Source organism: Lapillicoccus sp. (assembly GCF_039935575.1).
Taxonomy (GTDB): Bacteria; Actinomycetota; Actinomycetes; order Actinomycetales; family Dermatophilaceae; genus Lapillicoccus.
Window position 1 is genome coordinate 24,122 of record NZ_JBDTKA010000039.1, and the last position, 22,925, is coordinate 47,046.

23 protein-coding genes and 1 pseudogene are annotated in these 22,925 nt (G+C 67.5%); 12 read left to right on the plus strand and 12 right to left on the minus strand.

What is annotated here, in order from left to right; all coding sequences use genetic code 11:
* Positions 1 to 1,269, minus strand: coding sequence for a DUF2064 domain-containing protein (locus ABI385_RS04985; RefSeq protein ID WP_348102640.1), 1,269 nt, complete (start codon positions 1,267 to 1,269; stop codon positions 1 to 3).
* Positions 1,266 to 1,946, minus strand: a complete 681-nt coding sequence (locus ABI385_RS04990) for a glycosyltransferase family 2 protein (RefSeq protein WP_348102641.1) — start codon at positions 1,944 to 1,946, stop codon at positions 1,266 to 1,268. Before ABI385_RS04990 ends, ABI385_RS04985 begins: the two co-directional genes overlap by 4 nt.
* 73 nt (positions 1,947 to 2,019) lie before the next feature.
* Between ABI385_RS04990 and ABI385_RS04995 the strand changes: the two are divergent.
* A pseudogene (locus ABI385_RS04995) lies at positions 2,020 to 2,862 on the plus strand (glycosyltransferase 87 family protein); the annotation flags it as partial.
* A 258-nt stretch (positions 2,863 to 3,120) separates the two neighbouring features.
* Here ABI385_RS04995 and ABI385_RS05000 read toward each other — a convergent pair.
* Positions 3,121 to 4,164, minus strand: coding sequence for a zinc-dependent alcohol dehydrogenase family protein (locus ABI385_RS05000; protein WP_348102642.1), 1,044 nt, complete (start codon positions 4,162 to 4,164; stop codon positions 3,121 to 3,123).
* A 125-nt stretch (positions 4,165 to 4,289) separates the two neighbouring features.
* Here ABI385_RS05000 and ABI385_RS05005 point away from each other — a divergent pair, with 125 nt between their 5' ends.
* Complete coding sequence (locus ABI385_RS05005) at positions 4,290 to 5,297, plus strand: hypothetical protein (RefSeq protein WP_348102643.1); 1,008 nt, start codon at positions 4,290 to 4,292, stop codon at positions 5,295 to 5,297.
* Positions 5,298 to 5,327: 30 nt separating this feature from the next.
* Here the strand turns inward: ABI385_RS05005 and ABI385_RS05010 are convergent, their stop codons facing one another.
* Positions 5,328 to 6,662, minus strand: coding sequence for a reverse transcriptase family protein (locus tag ABI385_RS05010; RefSeq protein ID WP_348102644.1), 1,335 nt, complete (start codon positions 6,660 to 6,662; stop codon positions 5,328 to 5,330).
* Between the two features lie 459 nt (positions 6,663 to 7,121).
* Here ABI385_RS05010 and ABI385_RS05015 point away from each other — a divergent pair, with 459 nt between their 5' ends.
* The 3 genes from ABI385_RS05015 to ABI385_RS05025 are packed head-to-tail and all read left to right on the plus strand — an operon-like array spanning position 7,122 to position 8,657.
* Positions 7,122 to 7,742 carry a hypothetical protein gene (locus tag ABI385_RS05015; protein ID WP_348102645.1) on the plus strand — a complete coding sequence of 207 codons (621 nt, stop codon included), beginning with the start codon at positions 7,122 to 7,124 and terminating at the stop codon, positions 7,740 to 7,742.
* Positions 7,743 to 7,752: 10 nt separating this feature from the next.
* Positions 7,753 to 7,986 carry a hypothetical protein gene (locus ABI385_RS05020; protein ID WP_348102646.1) on the plus strand — a complete coding sequence of 78 codons (234 nt, stop codon included), beginning with the start codon at positions 7,753 to 7,755 and terminating at the stop codon, positions 7,984 to 7,986.
* Positions 7,987 to 8,030: 44 nt separating this feature from the next.
* Positions 8,031 to 8,657 (plus strand): aldo/keto reductase, encoded by a 627-nt coding sequence (locus ABI385_RS05025; RefSeq protein WP_348102647.1) that lies wholly within the window; start codon positions 8,031 to 8,033, stop codon positions 8,655 to 8,657.
* 93 nt (positions 8,658 to 8,750) lie between these two features.
* Here the strand turns inward: ABI385_RS05025 and ABI385_RS05030 are convergent, their stop codons facing one another.
* Positions 8,751 to 9,509, minus strand: coding sequence for a metallophosphoesterase family protein (locus tag ABI385_RS05030; protein WP_348102648.1), 759 nt, complete (start codon positions 9,507 to 9,509; stop codon positions 8,751 to 8,753).
* A 37-nt stretch (positions 9,510 to 9,546) separates the two neighbouring features.
* Positions 9,547 to 10,206 carry a helix-turn-helix domain-containing protein gene (locus tag ABI385_RS05035; protein WP_348102649.1) on the minus strand — a complete coding sequence of 220 codons (660 nt, stop codon included), beginning with the start codon at positions 10,204 to 10,206 and terminating at the stop codon, positions 9,547 to 9,549.
* Positions 10,207 to 10,268: 62 nt separating this feature from the next.
* Here ABI385_RS05035 and ABI385_RS05040 point away from each other — a divergent pair, with 62 nt between their 5' ends.
* A complete protein-coding gene (locus tag ABI385_RS05040) occupies positions 10,269 to 10,574 on the plus strand; it encodes a hypothetical protein (protein ID WP_348102650.1) in 306 nt (101 codons plus the stop codon).
* Positions 10,571 to 11,074, plus strand: a complete 504-nt coding sequence (locus ABI385_RS05045) for an isoprenylcysteine carboxylmethyltransferase family protein (protein WP_348102651.1) — start codon at positions 10,571 to 10,573, stop codon at positions 11,072 to 11,074. The genes ABI385_RS05040 and ABI385_RS05045 overlap by 4 nt, the downstream gene beginning before the upstream one ends.
* 102 nt (positions 11,075 to 11,176) lie before the next feature.
* On the opposite strand, the gene ABI385_RS05050 is transcribed toward ABI385_RS05045, so the two are convergent.
* The 3 genes from ABI385_RS05050 to ABI385_RS05060 all read right to left on the minus strand — a co-directional run bounded on the left by ABI385_RS05050 (position 11,177) and on the right by ABI385_RS05060 (position 13,491).
* Positions 11,177 to 11,542 (minus strand): VOC family protein, encoded by a 366-nt coding sequence (locus ABI385_RS05050; RefSeq protein ID WP_348102652.1) that lies wholly within the window; start codon positions 11,540 to 11,542, stop codon positions 11,177 to 11,179.
* Between the two features lie 6 nt (positions 11,543 to 11,548).
* On the minus strand, positions 11,549 to 12,286 hold the full coding sequence (locus tag ABI385_RS05055) for a DUF899 family protein (RefSeq protein ID WP_348102653.1): 738 nt from the start codon (positions 12,284 to 12,286) through the stop codon (positions 11,549 to 11,551).
* A gap of 464 nt (positions 12,287 to 12,750) precedes the next feature.
* A complete protein-coding gene (locus tag ABI385_RS05060; protein ID WP_348102654.1) occupies positions 12,751 to 13,491 on the minus strand; it encodes a helix-turn-helix transcriptional regulator in 741 nt (246 codons plus the stop codon).
* A gap of 218 nt (positions 13,492 to 13,709) precedes the next feature.
* On the opposite strand from ABI385_RS05060, the gene ABI385_RS05065 reads away from it, so the two are divergent.
* The 4 genes from ABI385_RS05065 (at position 13,710) to ABI385_RS05080 (ending at position 18,544) form a co-directional block, all read left to right on the plus strand.
* The gene (locus ABI385_RS05065) at positions 13,710 to 14,981 is read left to right on the plus strand and encodes an MFS transporter (RefSeq protein ID WP_348102655.1); all 1,272 of its coding nucleotides are present in this window, start codon (positions 13,710 to 13,712) and stop codon (positions 14,979 to 14,981) included.
* A 44-nt stretch (positions 14,982 to 15,025) separates the two neighbouring features.
* Complete coding sequence (locus ABI385_RS05070) at positions 15,026 to 15,409, plus strand: Rid family detoxifying hydrolase (protein ID WP_348102656.1); 384 nt, start codon at positions 15,026 to 15,028, stop codon at positions 15,407 to 15,409.
* 141 nt (positions 15,410 to 15,550) lie between these two features.
* Positions 15,551 to 16,876 (plus strand): amino acid deaminase, encoded by a 1,326-nt coding sequence (locus ABI385_RS05075; RefSeq protein ID WP_348102657.1) that lies wholly within the window; start codon positions 15,551 to 15,553, stop codon positions 16,874 to 16,876.
* A gap of 24 nt (positions 16,877 to 16,900) precedes the next feature.
* Entirely contained in the window at positions 16,901 to 18,544 is a 1,644-nt protein-coding gene (locus ABI385_RS05080; protein ID WP_348102658.1) for a D-aminoacylase, read from the plus strand.
* A gap of 747 nt (positions 18,545 to 19,291) precedes the next feature.
* Here ABI385_RS05080 and ABI385_RS05085 read toward each other — a convergent pair.
* Positions 19,292 to 20,158 (minus strand): GNAT family N-acetyltransferase, encoded by an 867-nt coding sequence (locus tag ABI385_RS05085; protein ID WP_348102659.1) that lies wholly within the window; start codon positions 20,156 to 20,158, stop codon positions 19,292 to 19,294.
* A gap of 589 nt (positions 20,159 to 20,747) precedes the next feature.
* On the minus strand, positions 20,748 to 21,374 hold the full coding sequence (locus ABI385_RS05090) for a TetR/AcrR family transcriptional regulator (RefSeq protein WP_348102660.1): 627 nt from the start codon (positions 21,372 to 21,374) through the stop codon (positions 20,748 to 20,750).
* Positions 21,375 to 21,465: 91 nt separating this feature from the next.
* On the opposite strand from ABI385_RS05090, the gene ABI385_RS05095 reads away from it, so the two are divergent.
* Positions 21,466 to 21,765 (plus strand): hypothetical protein, encoded by a 300-nt coding sequence (locus ABI385_RS05095; RefSeq protein ID WP_348102661.1) that lies wholly within the window; start codon positions 21,466 to 21,468, stop codon positions 21,763 to 21,765.
* 314 nt (positions 21,766 to 22,079) lie between these two features.
* Here the strand turns inward: ABI385_RS05095 and ABI385_RS05100 are convergent, their stop codons facing one another.
* Positions 22,080 to 22,547 (minus strand): TspO/MBR family protein, encoded by a 468-nt coding sequence (locus tag ABI385_RS05100; protein WP_348102662.1) that lies wholly within the window; start codon positions 22,545 to 22,547, stop codon positions 22,080 to 22,082.
* Positions 22,548 to 22,925: the final 378 nt, after the last annotated feature.

Here is a 22,925-nt window from a genome sequence, read left to right on the forward strand (position 1 = left end):
TCACCCGGCATGACGCAGCATGACGAAGGCGCGTCCTCCGACCCGCCAGTCCTCCACCGCGACGAAGCCTGCCTCGGCGGCGAGCTCGACCAGGGCGCGGGAGCCCAGCACCGCCCACGGGAGCGCCGTCGATCGCCGGCCGGAGGGGCCGTGCAGCGTGATGACGGTCCGACGGTCCTCCGCGTCGTCAGGGCTGGTCTCGACGAGGGCGCTCGCCCCCGGACGCAGGAACTCCCGACAGCGACGCAACAAGGCGAGGGGGTCACCACCGATGCCGATGTTGCCGTCGACCAGCAGGACTGTCCCCCAGCGGCCCTCGGCTGGAAGCCGGTCGCGGAAGTCGCGAACCAGTGCCGCCGCACCACGCCGGCGTGTCTGGTCGACCGCACCGCGGGAGACGTCGACGCCCAGCGCGGCCACCCCCAGGCTCGCGAGGGCCTCCACGAACCGTCCCGGTCCACAGCCGACGTCCAGCACCGGGCCCACGCACCGCGACAGCAGGACCTCGTCTGCGGCGCTCAGCTGCTGCCACGCCCCGGCCTCGGCGGCGAGGGGAAGCGCGCTGACCGAGTCGTACCCGTGGGTGCGGACCTCCACCGGGTGTCCCGACATGGCAGCGTCGAACAAGGTGACCGGGGAGCAGGGGCTCTCGACGAGACGCCGGTGCAGCCGGGCGAACCTGGTTCGTGGCGCGAGGGTCGCGACCTCGAGGGCGTCCTCGGCGTCGTCGACGTCTCGCATCGTCGGGAGCACGCGCACCGAAAGGTGCTGCGCACGAAGCCGCTCGAGCTGGTCCGCGCCGGTGTGCGGCGTCGACATGACGACCCCGCGGATCGAACCCGGCACGTAACGCCGAAAGCCGATCGACCAGTAGCCGCCGTCACAGGACCGACCCAACAGCGCGTCGTGGCCTCGCCAGTCGACGTCGAGGTCGCTCGCCGACAGCTGAGGGGTGTCCATGCCGACCAGCAGGGTGGGGGAGTCGTCGTCCACCAGCACGTCCTCGAACACGTGCTCGAGGCGTTCGTCGAGACCCTGACCGCGTTGGGGCACGACGAGGGCGTGGCGGGGGAGCCAGCTGACCGGCGGCCCGTCCCACGCGACGACCGTGCGCCGAGGCCCGAGTGCGGCCACCGCGTCGAGCGTGTCGCGAATCGCCGCGGCCGCCAGAGCGGCGGCCTCCGCGGCGCTGAACGTCGGTTGGAGCCGCGTCTTGACCCGGCCCGGCTGCGGTGACTTTGCGAGGACGATGACGGTCTCCGGGATCATCGACCCAGCACCGCACTCATGTCGCGGACCGTTCGCAAGACGCCCATCGGCGTGCCGGTGACCTTGGAGCGTCCCGTCCGAGGGGCATACGGGACGTCGACCTGGCTGACCCGCCACCCGGCCTCGGCGGCGCTGACCACCGTCTCCACGGGGTATCCCGAACGTCGATCGCTCAGGTGGAGGGCCAGCAGGGACTCCCGAGGAGCCAGCCGCATCGGGCCGACGTCGAGCAACGACAGGCCGGTTCGGCGGTTGACGCGACGGGCGACGACCCTGTTGGCCACCCGCAGGTGCCACGGCCAGGCAGCGCGCGTCGTGGGCACCCGTCGTCCAACGACGAGATGAGGCCTGTTGTCGGCACCGGCATCGGCGTCGGCGTCGCCCAGGCACGCGACGAGCCGTTCGAGGTCGCGCGGGTCGAGGCTGCCGTCGCAGTCCATGACGGCGACGAAAGGCGCGGTGGCGGCCTCGAGACCGGCGTGGCAGGCGGAACCGTAGCCGCGACGCGGTTCCGAGACGACCGTGGCCCCCAGCTCACGCGCCAGCAACGCGGAGCCGTCCGTCGAGCCGTTGTCGACGACGATCGGGTGCGCCCACGTCGGCAACCTCCCCGTAACCCACGCCAGCACCTCGCGCTCGTCCAGGCAGGGAAGGATGACGTCGACGGACCCGAGCACAAGCCGACGGTACGACGGATGCACCCGCCCTGCCTGACGACTCCCATGACGGAGGGATTACGTGATGTCCCGGATGCGCCGCACCTCGTGGCTCGTCGGGGCTGCCCTGCTGGTGGTGGGCCTCGGTTTCCTCGTGGACCACATCGTCGTCGAGTCGGGGATTGCGCGGCTGCAGGACCTGGCGGTCTACCTGCAGGCCGCACGAGACGTGCGCGCCGGCGTCAACCCCTATACCTACCGCCCCGGCTTCCTGCCGTTCACCTACCCGCCGATCTGGGCCATCGCAGTGATCCCCCTCACCGCGCTACCGCTATCGCTCGTCCAGGCGCTCTACCTCGTGGCATCTCTCACTGTTGCCGTGGTTGTGCTGCGTCGCCTCTGCCGCGAGTCGCCTTGGCCGTGGCTGTGGTTCCTTGTGGCGTTGTTCTCTGCACCGGTCTCCCGGACAATCTACCAAGGGCAGGTCAACCTGTTCGTGATGGCAATCGTCCTGGCTGACTACCGATGGGCGGCAAGTCGGTTCGCGGGTGTCGGCACCGGGCTAGCGACAGCCGTCAAGCTCACACCAGGCATCATGATCCTGCCGATGCTCGTGCGCCGGGACTGGCTGAGCGTCGTCCGAGCGGCCGTGGCGTTTGTCGTCGTGACCCTCATCGCCCACCTGGTGGTGGGTCCCGCGTCGACGCACTTCTGGACCGAGCTCGTCGTCGACCCCTCGCGGGTGGGTGGCGTGGCCTTCGCCGACAACCAGTCATTGCTCGGGACGCTCGCGCGGTTCACCGACCTGCCGACCGCGACCCTGGTCGCGAGGGTCCTGGTCGCCCCGGTTCTCGTGCTGACCGTCGTCGCGGCCGTACGCCAGCACCGGAACGGCAGCACGCTCGGTGAGATCGCCGCTGCCGGGCTCGGCGGGCTTCTCATCTCTCCCATCGCGTGGACGCACCACTGGGTGTGGATGCTCGTCGCGAGCGCCGTACTCGCCCGGCAGGGGCGTCCACGTCTGGCGTTCCTGGTCCTGCTGCCCCTCCTCGTCGACCCCATCTGGCTCAACGACGCCGTCCAGAGCCACGTCGCATACCCGTTGGCACCGATCTTGCTGTCCCTCCCGACCTTGAGCGGCCTCGCCACCCTGGTCCTACTGGCCGTTGGTCTGCGGCATCTCGACCACCGGCAGTCAGGGGTCGGGGAGAGCGACAACGGTGAGTCCAGGCGGGCCGGACTCGCCCATCGATGCCAGCGCGGCGCCGGCCGCGTCGAGACCGACGACCCGGCCGATGAGTCGCTGCGGGTCGAGAAAGCCGCTCTGGATCAGCGCCAGCATCGGCGGATAGTCGACGGCCGCCATCCCGTGTGAGCCGTAGACCTCGAGCTCCTTCGCGATCACCAGGTCCATCGGGAGTGCCGTGGTCGCAGTGTCCCCGAGTAGCAGACCGACCTGGACGTGCCGTCCCCGGCGCCGCAGTGCCGTGACCGACGCCGCAGCAACGAGGGGCGATCCGATCGCGTCGATGCCGACGTGCGCCCCGCCGTCGGTCACCTCGATGACGCGCCGCACCGCTGCGGCCAGGTCCGTCCCGTCTGCGGTGACCTCGGCCCCCAGCGAGGCCGCTCGTTCCAAGGCTGCGGGGGAGACGTCCACGGCGACGACACGTGCCCCGACCGCCTGCGCGAGCAGCACCGCCGACAGGCCGACCCCACCACACCCGAACACGGCCAGCCACTGTCCGGCCTGCAGCCGTCCGTGGGCGTGCACCGCGCGGAACGCCGTGGCGAAACGACAGCCCAGTGCGGCGGCCGCGGTGAACCCCACCGAGTCCGGAAGCCGAACGATGTTCAAGTCGGCGGCCGGCACGACGACGAGGTCGGCGAACGAGCCCGGCCCGGTGAACCCCGGCTGGTACTGGTCGGGGCAGACCTGGGCGTCCCCCCTGCGGCACCACTCACACACGCCGCAGCCACAGACGAACGGTGCCGTGACCCGGTCACCCACCCGGACGGTCCGCACGTCGTCGGCGACCTCGGCCACGACGCCGGCGAACTCGTGGCCGGGAACCGCGGGCAGGCGTACCGGGTCGTGCCCCTGCCACGCGTGCCAGTCTGAGCGGCAGACGCCGGTTGCTCGCACGGCGACCACGACCCCGCCCGGCGGGCAGCGGGGAGCGGGCACCGTTTGCATCGAGGGCCGCTGCCCGTATGCCTCGTAGACCACCGCGCGCATGATGGCTCCTCCCACCGGCGTCACACCTCCCGTCCAGACGAAATCCGGGAAACCGCAGCCACCGAAGCGGACCCGGCGTAACGTCGTTCAGCTACAGCCAGCGTCGTCCATCGGGGAGTACCACCATGCTGAAGCGAGCGTCCCACCTGCGAATGATCACGATATCGACCGCGGCGCTGTGCGCGACGCTGTCCCTCGCCTGGGCTCCAGGAGCTCAAGCCGACGAGGTGTCCCCGGCGGGTTCGGGGAGCCTGCGCGTTGTCGCGAGCCAGGACCTGGCCCGTCTGGCCTTCGCGGTCGACACGTCACCGGCCGGCAACTCGGTCGTCACTGGGAACAGCTTCGGTGTCGCCGAAGGAGGGCCGCTGGGGGCGGGGATCCACGACCTGGCCCGGATCGGCTCGCTCGGTGCGAGTGACATCGCCCTGGATGCCGGTTCGGGAGCTGTCTTCGCGACGGGGATCACCGACTCGCACCTCTATCGCGTCGATCGCACGTCGGGCTCGGTCCGGCACTCCCCGGCGCAGACCTCCATCCTGTTCCACGTCGCGGTCGACCCGCGCCACAGTCGCGTCTACGCGTCGTTCGACGGAGGCGTCGTGGCCTTCGACAGCCGCAGCCTGCAACGGCTCTGGACGGCGTCCCTGGGGGAGTTCGTCAACCCCGACGACATCGCGGTCGACACCGTGCTCGGGACGGTGTGGGTCACCACCGGCGACGTGACGGCATACGGCATCGACGGCTCCACCGGGCAGGTCACGCACCACGTCACCCTTCCCACGGGCGGACTCACTGTCGCCGTGGACGGCCCCCGAAACGCCCTGTTCGTCGGCAGTTTCGGGCTTGTCTACGTCGTCAAGGCAGACGCGGTGGTGGGGAGCGCACCACTTCGCGGCGACGCCAGTGGGCTCGATGTCAACCCGGTGACCGGCAACCTGTATGCGGTCAGCGCGCTCGAAGGGGTCATCGGCCACGGCTACGTCACAGAGATCGACGGTGCGACCTACCAGCGGCTCGGACTCGTTCGAATCGACGGAGGTGCTGCGCTCATCGCGACGAGCGGGTCCCGCACCTATGTCGGCGCATTCGCCTCGTGGCAGACACCGCCGCGTCTGTACGTGTTGACTGGCTGAGGGCATGCCGCGCCGGAGCCTGTCCGGGACTCATTGGTCGGGCCAGGAGATCGCCTCGAACTCGGCGCGCAGTCGGCGCCCACGGGCTGGGTTGACCGACTCGACCCAGCCGACGCGGCCGTCGAGGTGAGCGCGGAAATGCGGATGCCGGGCCCGGTTCGCGAGCTCCGCGCCATTGTGTCGAGCGTCGTGAAGCACCGCGCGGAGCTGGTCGTGATACTCACGCGGCACGCCCAGCCGGTCGTTGGTCACGAGGCCGGTGATCTCGTGACGCTGGTTGGCCTTCCTGACGCGGGTCTTGGTCGTGTTGATCACGAACCCCTCTTGGTGGGCGATCGTGGTTACGGCGCGGATGAGCGCGGCAGCATTGACCTTCCGTCCCGAGAGGGCGAGGTCATCGGCATACCGGGTGTAGGTGAGGCCGGCGGCCGTGGCGTAGCCGGCGAGCCGTTGGTCCAGGGTGAAACAGACAAGGTTGGCCAACGCGGGCGAGCTGGGGGCGCCCTGAGCTAGATGGCTGGCCCGAAGCTCGGCTCGGAGCCGATGGCGGGCGGAGCTGTCACCCCCGTCAGGCATCTGCGACAGCACGTGCACCGGTGTCCGGTGCGTGCAGAGCCCGGTCAGGGTCCACGCCACCGACTCCGGATAACCCATCGCGCGGAACAGGCCGTTCACCCGGGCAGCGGTAATGCTCGCGAAGAAGGTCCTCAGGTCCATGCAGGCCACCGTGTCGGCCCCGACGTGGGCGGCTGCGTTGGTCAACGCGCTGCGACCACGGACGAACCCGTGGGCGGCCGGGTGGACAGGCACCCATCTGAGCACCTCCTCCAGCGCTCGTCGAAGCACCGCGCGCAAGAGGGGGGTCGGCGCTTCGAGCAGCCGCGGCACGGCCTTCGGGCGGGAGACCCATCGGTAGCGATAGAGGTGCAGCGGGCCGGCGGGGGTCCGGCGCTGCAGACCCTTCGTGTCGGCGGCCCAGGTGAGCTGCTCGAGCGGCAGCTCCAACAGCACTGCCAGCGATGCGAGGTCGTCGATCTCGGGTACCGGCCAACGTCGGACGCCCATCCGAGCCGGAGCGAGTGCGATGGCCCGGACCCGGATCGGCGAACCATGCTGCGCGGCTCGCGCGGCATGTTCGCGCAGCGGGGTGGCGGCGAGCAGGAATCTCGCCAGCTCGTGTGGACGGTCGGCCGGCGCAGACCGGTTTGCGGCCATCACCGGTGTGACGACCTGTCGCAGCCAGCGGTACCGGCGCCCCAGCGTCTCGGCCGCTGCGGTGAGGAGCGCGCGCTCGTTCCACTCCGGCGCTGCGAGGAAGCCCCAGGCAAGGCCGCGGGCGAGGTGCTCGACGGAGTCGCGGCTCACGATCCTCCCGAACCCGAGAATGCGGTGGTGGCGCTCGGCGACCTGTCGTGCACGAGCGGGTGCTCACCTGCGCGAAGCGCAGAGAGGCACCTGTGGTCCTGCTGCCAGGCATACCTGCTGTCGCCGGAGGGAACCTCGGGCGCCGACCTGCCGAAGCGGGTCGATGTGTCTCGTCGGCGCCACCACACCCGAGACATTCTTACTCATTACCGGCGAGGCGGTTCGAACTCGAGTTGGAGGCGGGTCAACGGCCTTGCCCCGCGCAGAGATCGCCTGCCTGGTGCCCACGAGGGTCGAGACGCGCCTCGCACCGCTTGGCCGTGACTCGACCATGATCGGCGCATCTTGGACCCGCGCAGTGGCGCTGCAGCGGATCAACCCCGGCGGGTGCGTCGGCTTCGGTGGCAAGGACACCTGCCTTGTGCGGAGGCCCGGCCGGGCCTCCATTAGCGTCTGGACATGCCTCTCTCTCCGGACGAGTTCTACGACCACGCCATGGCTGCGGCCGACGACGAGCAGCGCCTGCCGCTGTCTCGGATGACCGGTTGGGACATCAGCCCCTTCGAGACCGACAGCCTGGTCGTGTCGCGGCTCCTACCGCCGGTAGTTCCCGAGCCCCCGCGACACGGCGAGGACCCGGCGGACTGCGAGTCATGCCGGCGCAGCGACGAGGGCATCTGGCTGGATGACCGCTGGCGCCTGACAGCGATTCCGCAGGTCGGCGTGCCGTTGGCCCTCATGCTGCACCCGCGTGACCACTACGACCTCGCGGACCTCACCGACGACCTCGCAGCAGAGATGGGGGTTATCAGTACGCACGTCGTGCGACACGTCCAGGCTCTCGCGCACATCAGTCGGTGCCACATCTACCGGATCGGAGATGGTGGCGCCCATCTGCACGTCTGGTTCTTCGCCCGGCCGGAGGGGCAGGCTCAGCTGTTCGGGTCATGGCTTGTGGTCTGGGACGACCTGTTGCCCGAGTACCCGGCCGCGATAGCCGAGGATGATGCCGCCGTCGTCGCGAACGCGTTGGTGGAGTCGTACGGCGGTCGGCGAGGCCCGCGCGGAACGGCGCAATAGGTTGGGAAGTATGACGATTCAGCGGATGGACCACGTGGGCGTCGTGGTAGACGACCTGGCAGCTGCCGTTGCGCTCCGTCGCATCATGTTCGCCGTTGACGACACCGACGGGGTGGTAGCCAGTATGCGGGCCCATGGTGCGGAGCTGGTCGGCGAAGTGGCCCAGTACGAGGACACGTACCGGCTGTGCTACCTCCGCGGACCGGACGGCATCATTGTGGCGTCGGCCGAAGAGCTGGGCTGAAGCCACACAGGTCATCAGCGAGCGGTATGCCTCGATAGGAGCTCTTGTGTACGAGCTGCGCAGCCTGGGACGGTCGCGACTGCTCGAGATCTCGTCGCGGTCGGGGTGGGTGCCGGCCATCTCTCGAAGGGTCGCTCCGGCGCTTGGGCACCGACCACGTCGACCTGTACTGGCTGCACGTGTGGGACGACATCACTCCTGCAGAAGAGGTCCTGCAGGGCATGGCCGACCTCGTGCGTGTCGGCAAGGTCCGTTACCACGGCCTCTGCAACACCCCGGCCTGGTTCACCGTTCAGGTTGCGACCCTTGCCCACGCGCACGGACTCCCCGCCCCGGTCGCCCTCCAGATGGAGTACTCCCTGGTCTCCCGTGACATCGAACGCGAACACGTTCGTGCCGCAAGGGAGCTCGGCCTCGGGATCGTGCCATGGAGCCCACTGGCCGTCGGCTTCCTCAACGGCAAGTACAACCGCGACCAGTCTCCCGCGGCAGACGCCGGCCGACTCGCCCAGGCGTCGACACCGTCCTCGTCGGCGCACGCACGACCAACCAGCTGGAGACGAACCTGGCCGCGGCCGACCACGGCCTCCCCGACGATGCCGCGAGCCGGCTCGACGCGATCAGTACACCCGAGCTCGGCAACCCCTACGGGATCTTCACCCGTCAGATGATCGCCAGCATCGTCGGTGGCGGCCGACCGACGCGCAGGCTGCGCCCGTAGCTCGGCGGATACGAGCTTCCCCGCCGATGGTGGGCGCCGCGGGTCAGCCGTAGCGGCCGTCGCGCGGAGCGAACGCTTTGATCGCGTCGGTGTCGCTGTTTGCCGAGCGGACGTACTCGGCCGCCCAGTCCGCCCGGCCGGGGTAGGACGACTCGGCCTCGATACGGGCGCAGACGGCGTCCACGTCGATGCCGGTATGCCGCAGGCTCACCTGCTGGTCGCGCAGCAGAGCCCAGGCGCCCCCCGCGCGGCCGTACGGCATACCGATGCTGCCGGGGTTGACGACGAGCCGCCGGTCGACCAACCGCACGAACGGCATGTGAGTGTGGCCGCACCCGACCAGCGCAACCTCGGGAGGAAGGGCGGCGAAAACCTCCGCCCAGCGCTCGAGCCGGGTGTCGACAAGCACCACCTCGTCGTCATCGCGTGGCGTGCCGTGGCAGAAGGTGGCCATTCCGAAGCCGGCCAGCTCCAAGGTCACCGGGTGCGGTAGCCCGGCCAGCAACTCGACCTGGTCGGGCCGCAGCTGCTCTCCGGCCCACTGCGACTCGGGGTACTCGCTCAGCCCGCCGCGGGCCACGTCCACCAGCTCACGGTCGGCGTTACCGCGCACCAGGACTACGCGCTGACCAAGCCCGGTGAGCACATCCAGAGTCTCCACCGGCATCGGCCCGGCCGCGTGGTCGCCCGTGACGACGACGAGGTCCGCCGAACTCACGTCGGGCTCGGCCAGCACCGCCTCCAGAACGGGGAGTACGCCGTGGACGTCGGAGAGCAAGGCAACGGACGCGACAGTGGGCATACGTCGACGCTAGGCCCCGTCGATCTCCTGTCAACGGTCAGCGGAGAAGCAGACGGGTCCAGGCCTCGGTGACCCAGTCGGTGAACTGTTCAGGGGTCCAGGAGCGTTCCTCGACGAGAAGGACCCAGTACTCGGCGGCGTTCATACTCCAGATGATGTCGGCGACCTGCCTGTCGGTCAGGTCGGGGCGGACCTCGTCGGTGGCCCGCAGGTCGGCGGCAAATCGGACCATGTTCGCGGCACGCCGTTGTGAGATGTCTTGCCAGAGTGCGGCGCAGTCTGGGTCGGTGACGGCGGCATCTCGCAGGGCCAGGAACACCGGGGCCATCCGTTGCTGGATCGCGGTGATCGCGCGGGCGTAGATCGCCAGCTTGTCTCTGGCCGCCGAAGCAGCGGAGATCCGCTGGACGTAGTCACGTTGCTCTGCCGGGATCGCCTGGTCACCTCCAGAGATGGAGGTCTCCACCAGCTCCCGTAGCAGCGCTGGTTTCCTCCCGACCGAGGAGTACAAGGTGTCCACGGAGACTTCGGCCTGGGCGGCGATGTCCGCCACGGTGGTTGCGGCGTATCCCTTGGTGACGAACAGACGTCGGGCGGCGTCAAGGATCGCGTGTCGGGTCTGCAGGGCTTGCGCCGCCCGCCGCGGGGAGTGGTAGCGACGCGGACGCGCAGGGGTGGCCTTGACGCCCTCGCTCATTGGTCGTAACCTCCCCATATTCATCTGAAAGTCCTTCGGATCAGCATACAGGAAGTCAGTCCATGGTCTATGCCTACATCCAGGACGTGCCGATCGGCGAGAACCTCTATCGGCGGGTCATCGCCGAGCTCGGGCCCGAACCCTTAGCCGGCCAGCTCGCTCACCTCTGTGTCAGAAAGTCGGACGACAGGCTGCAGTACATCGACGTCTGGGAGTCGGTAGAGGCGTGCACACAGGCGTTCGACGACCGGATCCACAAGGCTGTGGACACCGCCTTCGGGGGAGCTCGGCCCGACACCGAACCCACGGTGGATCCGCTCGACATCCTGCACACCATCATCATCGGTCGGGACGAGACGTGGTCATGAAACCAGCCACGCCGCTCGCCGAGAAGCTCACCATGTCAGAGGGTGGGGCACGCGTCATTCCGGTGCCCCCGCCGCTGTTCTATGCCCTGGCGTTCGGAACAGGGATGGCCCTGCGCTCCGCCACAGTTCCACTGGCGATCGACGGCTCCCTGACCAGGATTCTTCCTGGTGTGATCCTCGGTGGTGCCGGCATCCTCCTGGTGACAACCGCGGTCGCCCGCGTCCGGCGCCGGGGCACCACTCTTGTCCCGCATCGGCCTGTCACGCGGCTGCTCACCGACGGCCCCTACCGGCTCAGCCGCAACCCGATGTACACCGGCCTGGCTCTGACCTACGTCGGCGCGACGCTGCTGGTCGGCACCTGGTGGCCCCTGCTCACCCTGCCAGCGGCAGGCATCGCTATCTGGATACTGTTCGTCGCACCCGAGGAGCGTTACCTCGCAACCCGTTTCGGGCAGGACTACATCACCTACACCCAGAAGACCCGACGCTGGCTATAGACCGGCCAGACTCAATACGAGACCTCTCGCATCGTTGTCCCCAGCCCGACGTCCGAGCCTTGGCCTGCTGGTGATGCCCTCGGGAGGATCGATGGTTTTTGATCACCGTGAGATTTGTTGAAGAGCCCACGAGTTGGCGTCCGGGTCGCTGAAGTATGCGTACTTCACCCCGCCCATGTCGTTGACGGGAGAGATGTCCACCTCGTGGCTCGCTAGTCGTTCGCGGGCTTGGTCGATGTCGTCGACGACCAGGTGCAGGTTCAGCACACGTGGACCGTCAGGGTCGCTGATGCCGACGCCGATGACGATCGAGCACGCGGAACCTGGCGGGGTCAACTGGACGACCCGCATGCCGTTGCCAGGCTGGACGTCGTGGTCGAGGTGGAAACCCAACCGGTCGACGTAGAACGCTTTGCTGCGCTCGACGTCGGCCGTGGGAAGCGGGACGAGCTCCAGTCGCATATCCATGGTCGCTTAGCTCCTTTGGGCGGGTACGTCGGTGAGGGCCCATTGCGCGGTGGGCCGGCCGTCGACTCGCCATGGGTGTTGACCTGGGCCGAGTCGAGGCCACCCGGCCGGGCTGTCTTCCCATGACTCCTGTCGTCCGAACACGGTCATGTCCATCAAGGCGTAGCTCCAGAGGGTGGCCTCCGTGCCCCGGTCAGTGGTCCAGTATGTCTCGTAGACGTTGCCGTCGTCGTCGTGGACGTAGCAAGCGTAGAACCCGAAGTCCCGGCCCGCGGTCAGCGCCGCAGACTCGCGCGCCGAGTACCAGGGAGTCGTGTACTCGAGAAGGGCCGCGTAGGGATGGCTTTCCTCATAGGACCCTTGGCAGAAGACGGCCAACGTGATGTCTCGTGAATGCAGGTACTCCGGGCGTTGCGTCTGGGAGGCCACCAGGGTGCAGCCCTCGCACTGCTCCGGCCAGGTATGCCCGTCGTGCCACATGTGGAAGTAGGCGATGAGCATCCGACGTCCCTCGAACACATCCCGGATAGGTGTCGGCCCGTCCGCGCCGTCGACGGTGGCGCCGCCAGGAATGGCGACCATGGGCAGCCGTCGTCGGGCGGCAGCGATGGCGTCGCCCTCGCGGGTATGGGCCTTCTCGCGGACCAGGAGACCATCGAGATCGGCCTGCCATTCGGTGCGGGCGACGACTGCGGGCAGCGCCTCGACATGGAGGGCGTCGGAGGGCAGGTGGAGGCGCGGCATACAGGCTCCTTGAGGTGGGTGGGAGAGATAAGTGATTTCCAGCAGGGGTCCCGTAACCGACGGGGCGAAGACAGTTAGCACGTAGTCGTTGACGCCCCGCTCCCTCCGGCCACTTCGCCGGGTGTCGGGTGCCCCGGGTACCTGCGTCCGTCAAGCAGGGCTCGACCGGCGTCGGCTCGTGTGGGGTGGACACCCATCGGGACCGCGCGGCACGATTGAGGAACATCGACGACTGGAGAAGCCCATGCGCGTCATCCGAGTGACGACGGACCTCACGCTGCCTGAGAACCCCCTGCTCACCGTCAAGGTCGACGACGTCGACGACGCCTACGCGGCGCCTTGTCGACGCGGCTATGAAATCGTTCACCCTCTGACTCCTGAGCCGTGGGGGTATTCGCAGGTTCTTCGTCCGCGCGCCCGGCGGGACAGTGCTGAACATCGCCCAGCACCACGAGTGACACCCGCTACGACGCACGCTCCTGCGGAGCGTTCTTGCGCGCTTCGTCGAGGTAGGCGTATGCGGTGACCCGGGAGATGCCAAGGCGTGCGGCGACCCTCTCGACTCCTTTTCTCATCTGCAGCGCGCCCTGGCTGTCCAACTTCGCGAGGACGGTGATCCGGTCGTCGCGGCTCATTTGCTCCACGGGCTTGCCGATTTCTCGGAGCGCTTCCGCAACCATGCCGTCCATCACCGTCACCAGGTCACGACCGAAGTACTCGGTCGGTTGGCCGGCAGGCTCCGTCGGGTCCTGCGTCAGCAAACCGTCGAGTAGGTTCCGGGCCTGCTCCAGGGTGCTGGTGTCATAGTTCACGCATAGGGCCGCGACGATTCTGCCGGCCGTGTTGCGGAAATACACCGACGAGCAGCGCAGCTGACGCCCGTCGCTGGTCAACCCCTGGTAGCCGAAGGCGTTGTGTTCGGCCGACTGGTTGTGGATCACGTTGGCCCCCAGACTGCTGGAGGGGCCGCCGACATCGCGACCAGTGACGTGTCCGTTTTCGATCGCCACGATCGTGTGTCCAAGGTCGGGGTCTGGGTTGGACAGGTCGTGCAGCACCACCTCGCATCCTGGGCCGGCGGCTGCAGCCATGGCGCGCATCACCGGCCTGAACACCGTGAGGATGTCGGCTACGGACTCGTAGATCCCGATGTGAGCCACCGGGTCCGCTGGCGAGTCATTCATGTCCTTGATCATGCCTCCCATGTGTCGAACACAGTCCTACCCCATAACCAGGAAGACAAACGGTTAGGGGTCTAGACAGACTGTTCGGATGCGTGCACACTTGCCGAGCATCCGGTGGTAGTCACCGCGAGGCACGGATCAACCGGCATCGAGACAAGGGCAAGGTGGCTCTGATGGCTCAGGCAACTCAGGAACGTCCGGGTTCGTGGAGGTCCGCGATACCGCCGAAGCAACGTCGCATGGTGGCGGGCGGAGCGATCGGCACGCTGATGGAGTACTTCGACTACTACCTCTACGGCCTGGCCTCCGCGACCGTGTTCCCCACCGTGTTCTTCCCGGACCAGAACCTGGCCTCGGGCACCCTTCTCTCCTTCGCGACGTTCGCGTTCGGATTCCTCCTACGCCCCATCGGCGGCCTGGTCTGGGGCCACGTGGGGGACCGGATGGGCCGCAAGACAGCCCTGATGATCACCGTCGTCGGCATGGGCATCTCGACGGCTGCTATCGGCCTGATTCCCGGCGCGAACACGTTCGCGGCCGCGCCGATCCTGCTTCTGGTCTTTCGGATGCTGCAGGGACTGTTCGTAGGCGGCGAGATGGGCAACGCCGCCTCTCTCGTCATCGAGCACGCGCCGCCGGGTCGCCGTGGTCTGTTCGGCGCGATGTTGATCAGCGGGGCCGGCATCGCGAACGTGCTCTCGGCTGGCTCGATGGCAGCGCTCGGCACCTCCCACGAGTTCTTCCTGACCTGGGGATGGCGCATACCTTTCCTCTTCGCCCTAGTGCTCGCCATCATCGCGGTCGTGCTGCGGTCCAAGCTGGAGGAGTCCGAAGAGTTCAAGGAGTTCAGCGGAGCCGCCAAGTCAGAGAAGACGAAACGCAAGTCCCCGCTGAGGGAGGCCATGCGTCACCCCAAGAACACGATCCTCGGCATTCTCATCGGCCTGCCGCAAAGCATCGCCGGGTACATCGTTCTCACCTTCGGGCTCGCATACACAGTCTCCAAGGGCGTCAACGCGGAGGTCGGCTTCATCGGCACACTGCTCGTGGGGATTCTGCAGATCTTCATCGCGCCGTTCTGGGGCAGCGTGTCGGACAGGTTCGGACGTCGCCGGACCTACATCGGCGGGTGCATCGGCTTCGCCCTGCTGATCTACCCTACGTTCGCGCTCTTTCGGACCGAAACCGCAGTACTGATCTGGCTGGGCATGATCATCGGCTTCGTCATCCCGGGCGTGGCCATGCAGGCGACCTTGCAGACCATGCTCTGTGAGATGTTCGACGTGGAAGCGCGCACCACCGGTGTCAACATCGGATACCAGTTCTCCAACACCATTGGAGGCGGGCTTGCGCCGCTCATCGCCACCGCCCTCACCGTCGCGTTCGACAGCGTCTGGCCGGTCATCATCTATGCGGCCCTCATCTCCGTCATCGGCATCATCGCCACGGCTTACGCCTCGATCCGTCCTGATGTTGAGAACGCGCCCCGACTGCACGAGCAGCTGGTGTGAGCGGCAGAACGAAGCAACCAACAAATGACAAAGACAGGACTGCTATGACGAAGTCGGCCGTTCACACCACGGACGCACCGCAGCCTGCTGGCCCGTACAGCCAGGGCATTGAGGTGAACGGCCTGTTCTACACAGCCGGCTTCGGCCCGCAGGACCCTGTCACCGGGGCCGTCGCCGACACGGCCGGAGCCCAGACCAGCCAGGTACTACGCAACATTCAAGCGGTCCTGTCGGAACGAGGGCTCAGCATGGACGACTGCGTCAAAACCACCGTGCATCTAGCTGACCTTGCGGACTTCGACGAGTTCAACCAGGCGTACGAACGGTTCTTCTCCGAGCCATACCCCGTACGCACCACCGTGGGTTCGCAGCTGGCCGGCATCCTGGTCGAGATCGACGTTGTCGCCGCTGTGCCCGCAAGCATCTAGCGCGCCACCCACGCCTGTGTCGCCTTACGCTGCCGACCATCGTTGCGAGAGAACGCATCATCGCGGTGAGCGAGGGAGACGACATCCATCGCTGACATCATCTGCCCGCGCCGGCCACGGCCAGGAGGGAAACTGATCACGATGCCGGCAACACTCGATATGGCGCTCGTCGCGGCACTAGACGACGAGCGAGTGGACTGGCGGTACAAGGCTATGGCGCCGGCATTCTGGGGCATGACGGTAGCGGAGGTTCGTGACCGCCGACCACGGCTGTCGCAGCTGCCGACCCCACTGATGACCCTGTCGAGGCCGGCGCTCGATCACAACCGTGACACCGTCGCCCGCTGGTGCGCCGAACGCCGATTTGAGCTTGCGCCGCACGGAAAGACGACGATGGCTCCTCAGCTGTGGGCTGAGCAGCTCGAGGCGGGGGCGTGGGCGATCACGGTGGCCAACCTCGCCCAGCTGGGTGTAGCGCGCGCCTACGGTGTCAGCCGCACGATGGTGGCCAACAGCGTCATCTCGCCATTGGCACTTCACTGGATCGCCGACGAGCAGCAGGCATACCCGGACATCGAGATCTGGGTGTGGGCTGACTCAGTGCGAACGGTAGAGCTCATGGACGAGGCTCTCAACACCCGCGCGTTGCAGTGCGGGGCCGCCCCGGCCGTTCACGTCCTGGTCGAACGCGGTGGGGTCGGAGGGCGTACCGGTGCGCGGGATCTCGCCACCAGCGTTCGGGTGGCGCGGGCCGTCGCGGCATCCCCGCACCTGGTGCTCGGCGGCGTAGCCGGCTACGAGGGTGCACTAGCTCATGACTTCGACGAGCAGAGCCTGCAGGTGGTGCGGGCCTACCTACGTGACGTGGTCGAGGTCCACGAGCAGCTGGTGGCCGCCGGGCTCTATGACGACGCCGTGCCTCCCGTGGTCACTGCCGGCGGCAGTGCGTTCTTCGACGTAGTTGGCGAGGTGCTGGGTCCCCTGGTCGACACCGGCACCCGGGTGGTTCTGCGCAGCGGCGCCTACGTCACCCATGACGACGGGTTCTACAGGGACATCTCCCCGTTGGGAGCAAGGCCGCGCACCAGCGGCCCGGCACTACGCGCCGCCCTGCACGCCTGGGTGCGGGTGACCTCGCAGCCCGAGCCGGGACTGGCCCTGTTCGATGCGGGCAAACGTGATCTTCCCTTTGACGAAGGGTTACCCGAAGTGCAGCTGCGGCGGCCGAGAGCCAGCGGTGACTCCCCGGTACCGCTCGACGGGGTCACCGTGACAGCGGTCAACGACCAGCTTGGCTTCCTGTCCTTCGACCCGAACGGCGCCCCACCGGTACGGATCGGTGACGAGCTGCGGCTAGGGCTATCCCACCCCTGCACGGCCTTCGACAAGTGGACCCTCGTGCCTGTCATCGATGATCCTGACGTCAATGACCCGGTGGTCGTCGACCTCGTTCGCACCTGGTTCTGAGCAACAATCCTGAGAAGGTGCGACATGAGTGCAGACTGGCTGATCCGCAACGCCCGTGTCATCGACGGAACGGGAACGCAGGCCTTCGATGCCGACGTGGTCGTGGACGCCGGAACCATCACCCAGATACTCCAGCGACCCGGTAACGCACCCGCAGCCCGTCGGACCATCGACGCGCAGGGACGGGTCCTGTCTCCAGGATTTATCGACATGCACGCGCACTCCGACATCCAAATCCTGGCCAACCCCGACCACACCGCAAAAGTGAGCCAGGGAGTCACCCTCGAGGTGCTGGGCCAGGACGGTCTCTCCTTCGCGCCCATCGACGAAACCACGCGCGCTGCACTACTGATCCAGATCGCGGGCTGGAACGGCGCGCCCAAGGACTTCGCCTACGACTGGGACACGGTCGCGGCGTACCTGGACCGGCTGGACCGCGGAATCGCCTGCAACGCCGCATACCTCGTCCCTCAAGGCACGTTGCGCCTGATGGTTGTCGGCCCGGACGACCGGCCCGCATCACCGGCGCAGGTCGAGGCGATGGTTGTCCTGCTCACGCAGGGACTGCGTGAGGGAGCCGTCGGGATGAGCAGCGGGCTCACCTACCCACCCGGCATGTTCGCGGACGACGAGGAGCTGGTGACCCTGTGCCGGGTGGTCGGCGAGCACGGCGGCTACTACAGCCCACACCACCGGTCCTACGGGGTCGGCGCCCTCGAGGCCTACGCCGAGATGATCGACCTGTGCCAGTCGGCTCGCTGCCCATTGCACCTGACCCACGCCGTCATGAACTTCGAACCAAACCGCGGGCGTGCCGACGAGCTGCTGCAGCTCATTGACCGCGCTACCGACGCCGGCGCAGACATCACTTTGGACTCCTACCCCTACCTGGCCGGTTCGACCACACTCAGCGCCCTGCTGCCCAGCTGGGCCTCAGCGGGCGGCCCGGCAGCACTCCTCGAACGACTGCGCGACCCGGCACAGCGCGCGGTGATCGGTGACGAGCTCGAGCACGTCGGCACCGACGGCTGCCACGGCTGCACCGCAGACTGGCGCACCATACAGATCGGTGGCGTGCTCAACCCCGCACTGTCCGACCGGGTCGGCGCTACGGTCGCCGAACTGGCACAGGCGAGCAACCGGGAACCTCGAGACGTGTTCTTTGAGCTTCTCGTTCAGGACCAGCTCGGCACCACCATCCTGCAGCACGTCGGGCACGAGGAGAACGTCCAGACGATCATGCGGCACCACACACACTGCGGTGGCTCCGACGCGATCCTGGTCGGCGAACGTCCTCACCCGCGCGCCTGGGGAACCTTCCCCCGCTACCTATCCCGCTACGTGCGCGAACTCGGCGTGCTCGACCTGGTCGACTGTATCCATCACCTCACCGGTCGGCCCGCCGCCCGGCTCAAGCTTCACCAGCGCGGACTTGTACGCGAGGGGTACGCCGCTGACCTGGTCCTGTTCGACCCGCACACGGTCAAAGACATGGCGACCTACGACCAGCCGCGCAATGCGGCGACCGGCATCGACTGGGTCTGGGTGAACGGGATCCCGGTGATCGAGCGCGCGCACCGCACTGCCGCGCAACCCGGCCGCGCCATGCGTCGGACCAGACACGGGACAAGACCTCATCCACACCAACAAGTTCGACACTCGGCTTGACCAACATGCTTCAGGGGCGGCCCTGCCACCTCCCTGGCACATAAGACCAGTTCGTCATTGGAGGTTACCGGGCGCTCTGCCGGATCGCCGACGCGCTGCCGGGCGCGTTGTCGGTAGCGTGTCGGGCACCCTTTGCTATCAACGGTCGACGTTGCGGTTGTCGCAGACACTGCATCGGTTGCCGTCGCCGACCGCGACTGGGCAAAACGCGCCTGACCACGCCGACCTTGGACGAGCGAATGCTGCTCCCTGCTCGCGGCGCTGGCGACATCATGACCCGCATCGGGCCATTGCTGCCGGTCGCCGAAGCCGCCGCAGCCGTTGAACCCGCCATCGCCTCAGCCGCCTCAGCGGCCCGCGACGCCACCCGAGACCAGATCCGCTCCTTTTGGACCACCGCAGCCGACGATGGGCGGCTGCCAGATCACGTCGACCTGCGGTGGCTCCGCCGACACCTTCCTCCTCGTAACACGCGTCCTGCACTGGACACTGGATGACTTCGAACGCTGGCTACTCACGACCTGGAGGGCCCTGCTGCGCCCGCCGAAAGCCACGCAACACCTGACTGATCGCGCCTCAGACTGACGGCTTCAGAGACCGCTGCGACCGCAGGGTCGAGGATGGCCGATGAAACCGGACTGGACACTGCCAATACAGACTCCCAGGGTGCCGATCAGCGGGACGACAGCGGCAAGGCGCCCCGGTGTTACCGGGTCGATGAGCGAACGTTTGGTGGACCTGTGAAGTTCAGCTGTTGTAAGCGAAGTCGGTGACTTCGGGCATGCACCGGAAACCGGCTGATGCGTAGGTCGCGACGGCGCCTTCGTTCGAGCTCGGGGTGACGACAAGTGCGCTGGAGGCCCCCATGTTTCGCAGGGCCGCGGCTGCGGCGACGCTGATCGCGGTGCCGTAGCCATGACCGCGATGGTCGCGGTGGACGCCCATCGGCTCCAGCAGTCCCGGTCGGCCAGGCCCAGCCGACCACACCGTGACACCCGCGACCGCGTTGTCCTGACCGTCGTACCCCACCAAGCAGCGACCCTTTTGGTATGCCGACGACTGCGACATCCCGTCCCACAACACGGCCGTGAAAGTCGACCGGCCGAAAGCCGCACGCTGCACCGCGACCCGGTCGTCAACGCGCTCGGGCCCGACGACCTCCACCCGTAAGCCGGTATCGTCAACCGGGTCACTCAGGTCACGGACGAGCGGCGTCCACGGGTCATCGTCGACCCAACCGCGGGAATGCAGCAGTGAGCGGAATGCCGTGCCGAAGCGGGCTTCGACGACCAGTTTGGGCGCGTCGAGGATGCCCCGTGCGGGGTCTTCAAGATCACTTACGAGCGCCTGCGCGAATGCTTCGTCGTGGTCCGCGGAGGGCGCGATCGCCATGCGGATCAGCGAGCCTCCGTCAATGAACCCGATTGCCATGGTCGTGTCGTCGACGGTCCAGACTCGCAGCACCTCGGCAAGCGTGATCGACCCGAAGCGCCACTGCCATCCCAGATCGCCCGGGTGCAACTGGATCGGGAGACCGTCCTGCTGCCAGGACGACAAATCAGCCACGAGGGCGTCGAGTTGGTCCGGCGTCGGCGTCAAGAGCTCGAAACGCATGTGGCTATGCAACCCGACCACGGGGCCACCGCGCATCCCATTTCCGCGCGACCTGCCCCTCCGGTGTCGCCGCCCGTAACCCCACGGCACTGCCTTGATCGCTGGTGTAGTCGATTAAAGTGCGCTTGGCCAACGGCCCACGGGCATCCAGTCCCACGTCCTTCATTGGCGGTGAGGTCGTCGGCCCAGTCGACGAAGCCGGTGAGGGGGCCGTCGGCGATATCGGCGTTCCACGGCGCCGCGTCGTGGTGTCCCATGACGAGTCCAGGTGACCAGGCGTGCCCGGTGAACCAGGTCGCGGTCTCGGGCGGCTGCCAATGCGCGGTGGTGTCGTGCAAGCGCCGTATCCACCGTCCGATGTCCGTCAGCAGGTCCTCGGACCGCACCCACGCCGGCCAGGTGTCCGGTTCGCCGAGGGTGTCCCCTGGCATGTAGGTGAGAACGTCCCGGCCCTGGCGATGACCTGGCATAAGCGCTCCCTCCCCCAAGGCCGTGCCGTCCACTTCCTCACCGCCTACGGTCGCCGGCGTCTGACGTCGTGGGTGCCACCTCGGATGGGTGGGGCCGGCGGCTGCGAGAGGGGCTGGTCTCAGGCTGTGCCGAGCATGAGCCCTGGGATCGTTGTGACTAGCCAGTCGACGATCTCCGCGTGCTGCCAGTCGCGCTCCTGTCGCAGCGTCAGGTAGAACTCGGGACTGATCATGGTGATGAGTATGTCCGCGGCCCGTGCGGAGTTCGTCCCGACCGGGAGGGCGAGATCATTGACGAAGTCACGGTAGGCGTTGACGCGCAGCCTTTCCCTCGAGTGATAGACCTCGGCGAGCTCCGTATCGGTAGGGGCGGCGCCGCGGGCGACGGTATTGAGCGCGGATGCCCTGCGCAGGATCGGCGCGCTGCCGCGGATGAACGACTCGACCGCTGCCTGGGGGGCTCGCGACCCTTCGACGGCGTCTCGTGCCCACCGTTGCTCCATGGGGACTTTCCCCTCCGGGCCTAACACGGCCGCGTCCAGGGCGGCAGCGAAAAGCTCCGGCTTGGTGTGGAAGATGAAGTAGACGGTCTGCACGGCAACTCCGGCCCGCTTAGCGATGCTCGCCATGGGCGTGCCGTGGTACCCGCTGGCGATGAACTCGGCTGTCGCCGCCTTGATGATCCGCTGCCTGGTCGCAGCGGCCTTCGCCTTGCGGGTCGGTGCTTTGACCTTGACGCTCCCCATGGTGTGTGTCACTCTACTGGATGACTTCACTAGTGACTGTCACTGGTGAGGCTCACTAGCTCAGGTTGGTGAACTGACGAGAGGAGTTTCGATGAGCAAATGTTCGGTCCAAACGGTGTGGATCCTTCAGAGTGACGGCGCCGACGTCCCGACCCGAGACCGCGAGTTCGAGGATCGTATTGTCCCCAGCGTTCGCGCCCTGCCCGGGTTCGTCCAAGGCGTGTGGGCCCGCTCCACGGACGGCCAGCGCTCCTACAACACCATGGTCTTCGAAGATCGTCACAGCGCTGACGCGCTCATCGCTCAGATCGAGACCAACAAGGCCCGCTCGGCCGCCGCCGGAGTGCGCCTGGAATCGCTGCAGATCTTGGACGTCATCGTCTACGCGTAAAGCAGCCCCCTGCGAGACAGCACCGTCGTACCTCAAGGGTCATGCAACACCGCTCCTCGTCCAGCTGGGGGCGCTCCCAGCCGCGACCGCGGACAGATGGACAGCTTCCGTGAGTCGGACTCAGCTGTGGTCTTCCGCCTCAAAGTCCACGGAGGCCCAACCGGTGGCAGTCGCTCGGGGGACCGCTGTGGCAGCGGGACCTACCGGCGTGACGGAGAGTTGGCGTGCCCATGCAACGCCGCCATCTTGCAGGCAGCCTGCATCTCGTCCACGACGCAAGTGTCGAATGAGCCACCCGCGCGGCGCTACCGCGCCTACCGCGCTGACAGTGTGTTGAGCCGCCAGAGTCGGTAGCTCCACGGCAGGTCGTACGCGATCACCCACGCGGTGTACGGCAATAGCGTTGCCCGCGAACGCTTATCCGACCACACGGACCGCTGCAGGAAAGCCAACGGGACCAAGAAGCCGAACAGCCCGGCAAAGGCCGTGCTGGGACTTCGGCGACCAAAAAGCAATGCGTTCCACGCCTCGTTGGCGACCAACACCGTGCCAGCCCACCTGACCGTCTCGGCATCGCCGCGGTCTATGGCGCGGGCCAACACGTATCCGACGATGCCGTAGTACGTAGTCCCGACCACGATGAATCCGGGCATGGGCAACTGCCACTGCGGCTTGTTGAGGTCCCCGAACCAGGCCATGGCGTCCCGGCCGATAAACGCGTTGCCCGCAACGGCTGCCGTCGCGGTGACGCATCCGGCCACCACCGCGGACGACCGCTTCATGCCGCGAGCGTACAGGCGCTGACGCGCCTACGAGATGGGGAACTTTCGAATCTTGGCCACCCCGCCTTGGTCACGTCGATTCCCGACCAGGCAGGCACTCATGAGGCTCCGACGACGGACGTGTATCCGATCTGCGGACCGAGGGCGGGAAATCTGCTACCGCCCGATCGGGCGGCCTCAAGGGTGCTTCTTACCGCCGCCTACGGGTCTGCATTTGCATTTGTGACTACCCAGCTCCGGAGCGTTCCGCGTAGTCGAGCTCGGGCGGCCTGGCCGGCCCATGTCAGTTCAGGGACCCGCCTCGACGATCCGTCGGACCTCGGCGAGGTCGAGGTCGAACGGGCCTATCCGGGTCAGCACCCACGAGGCGCCGCGGTC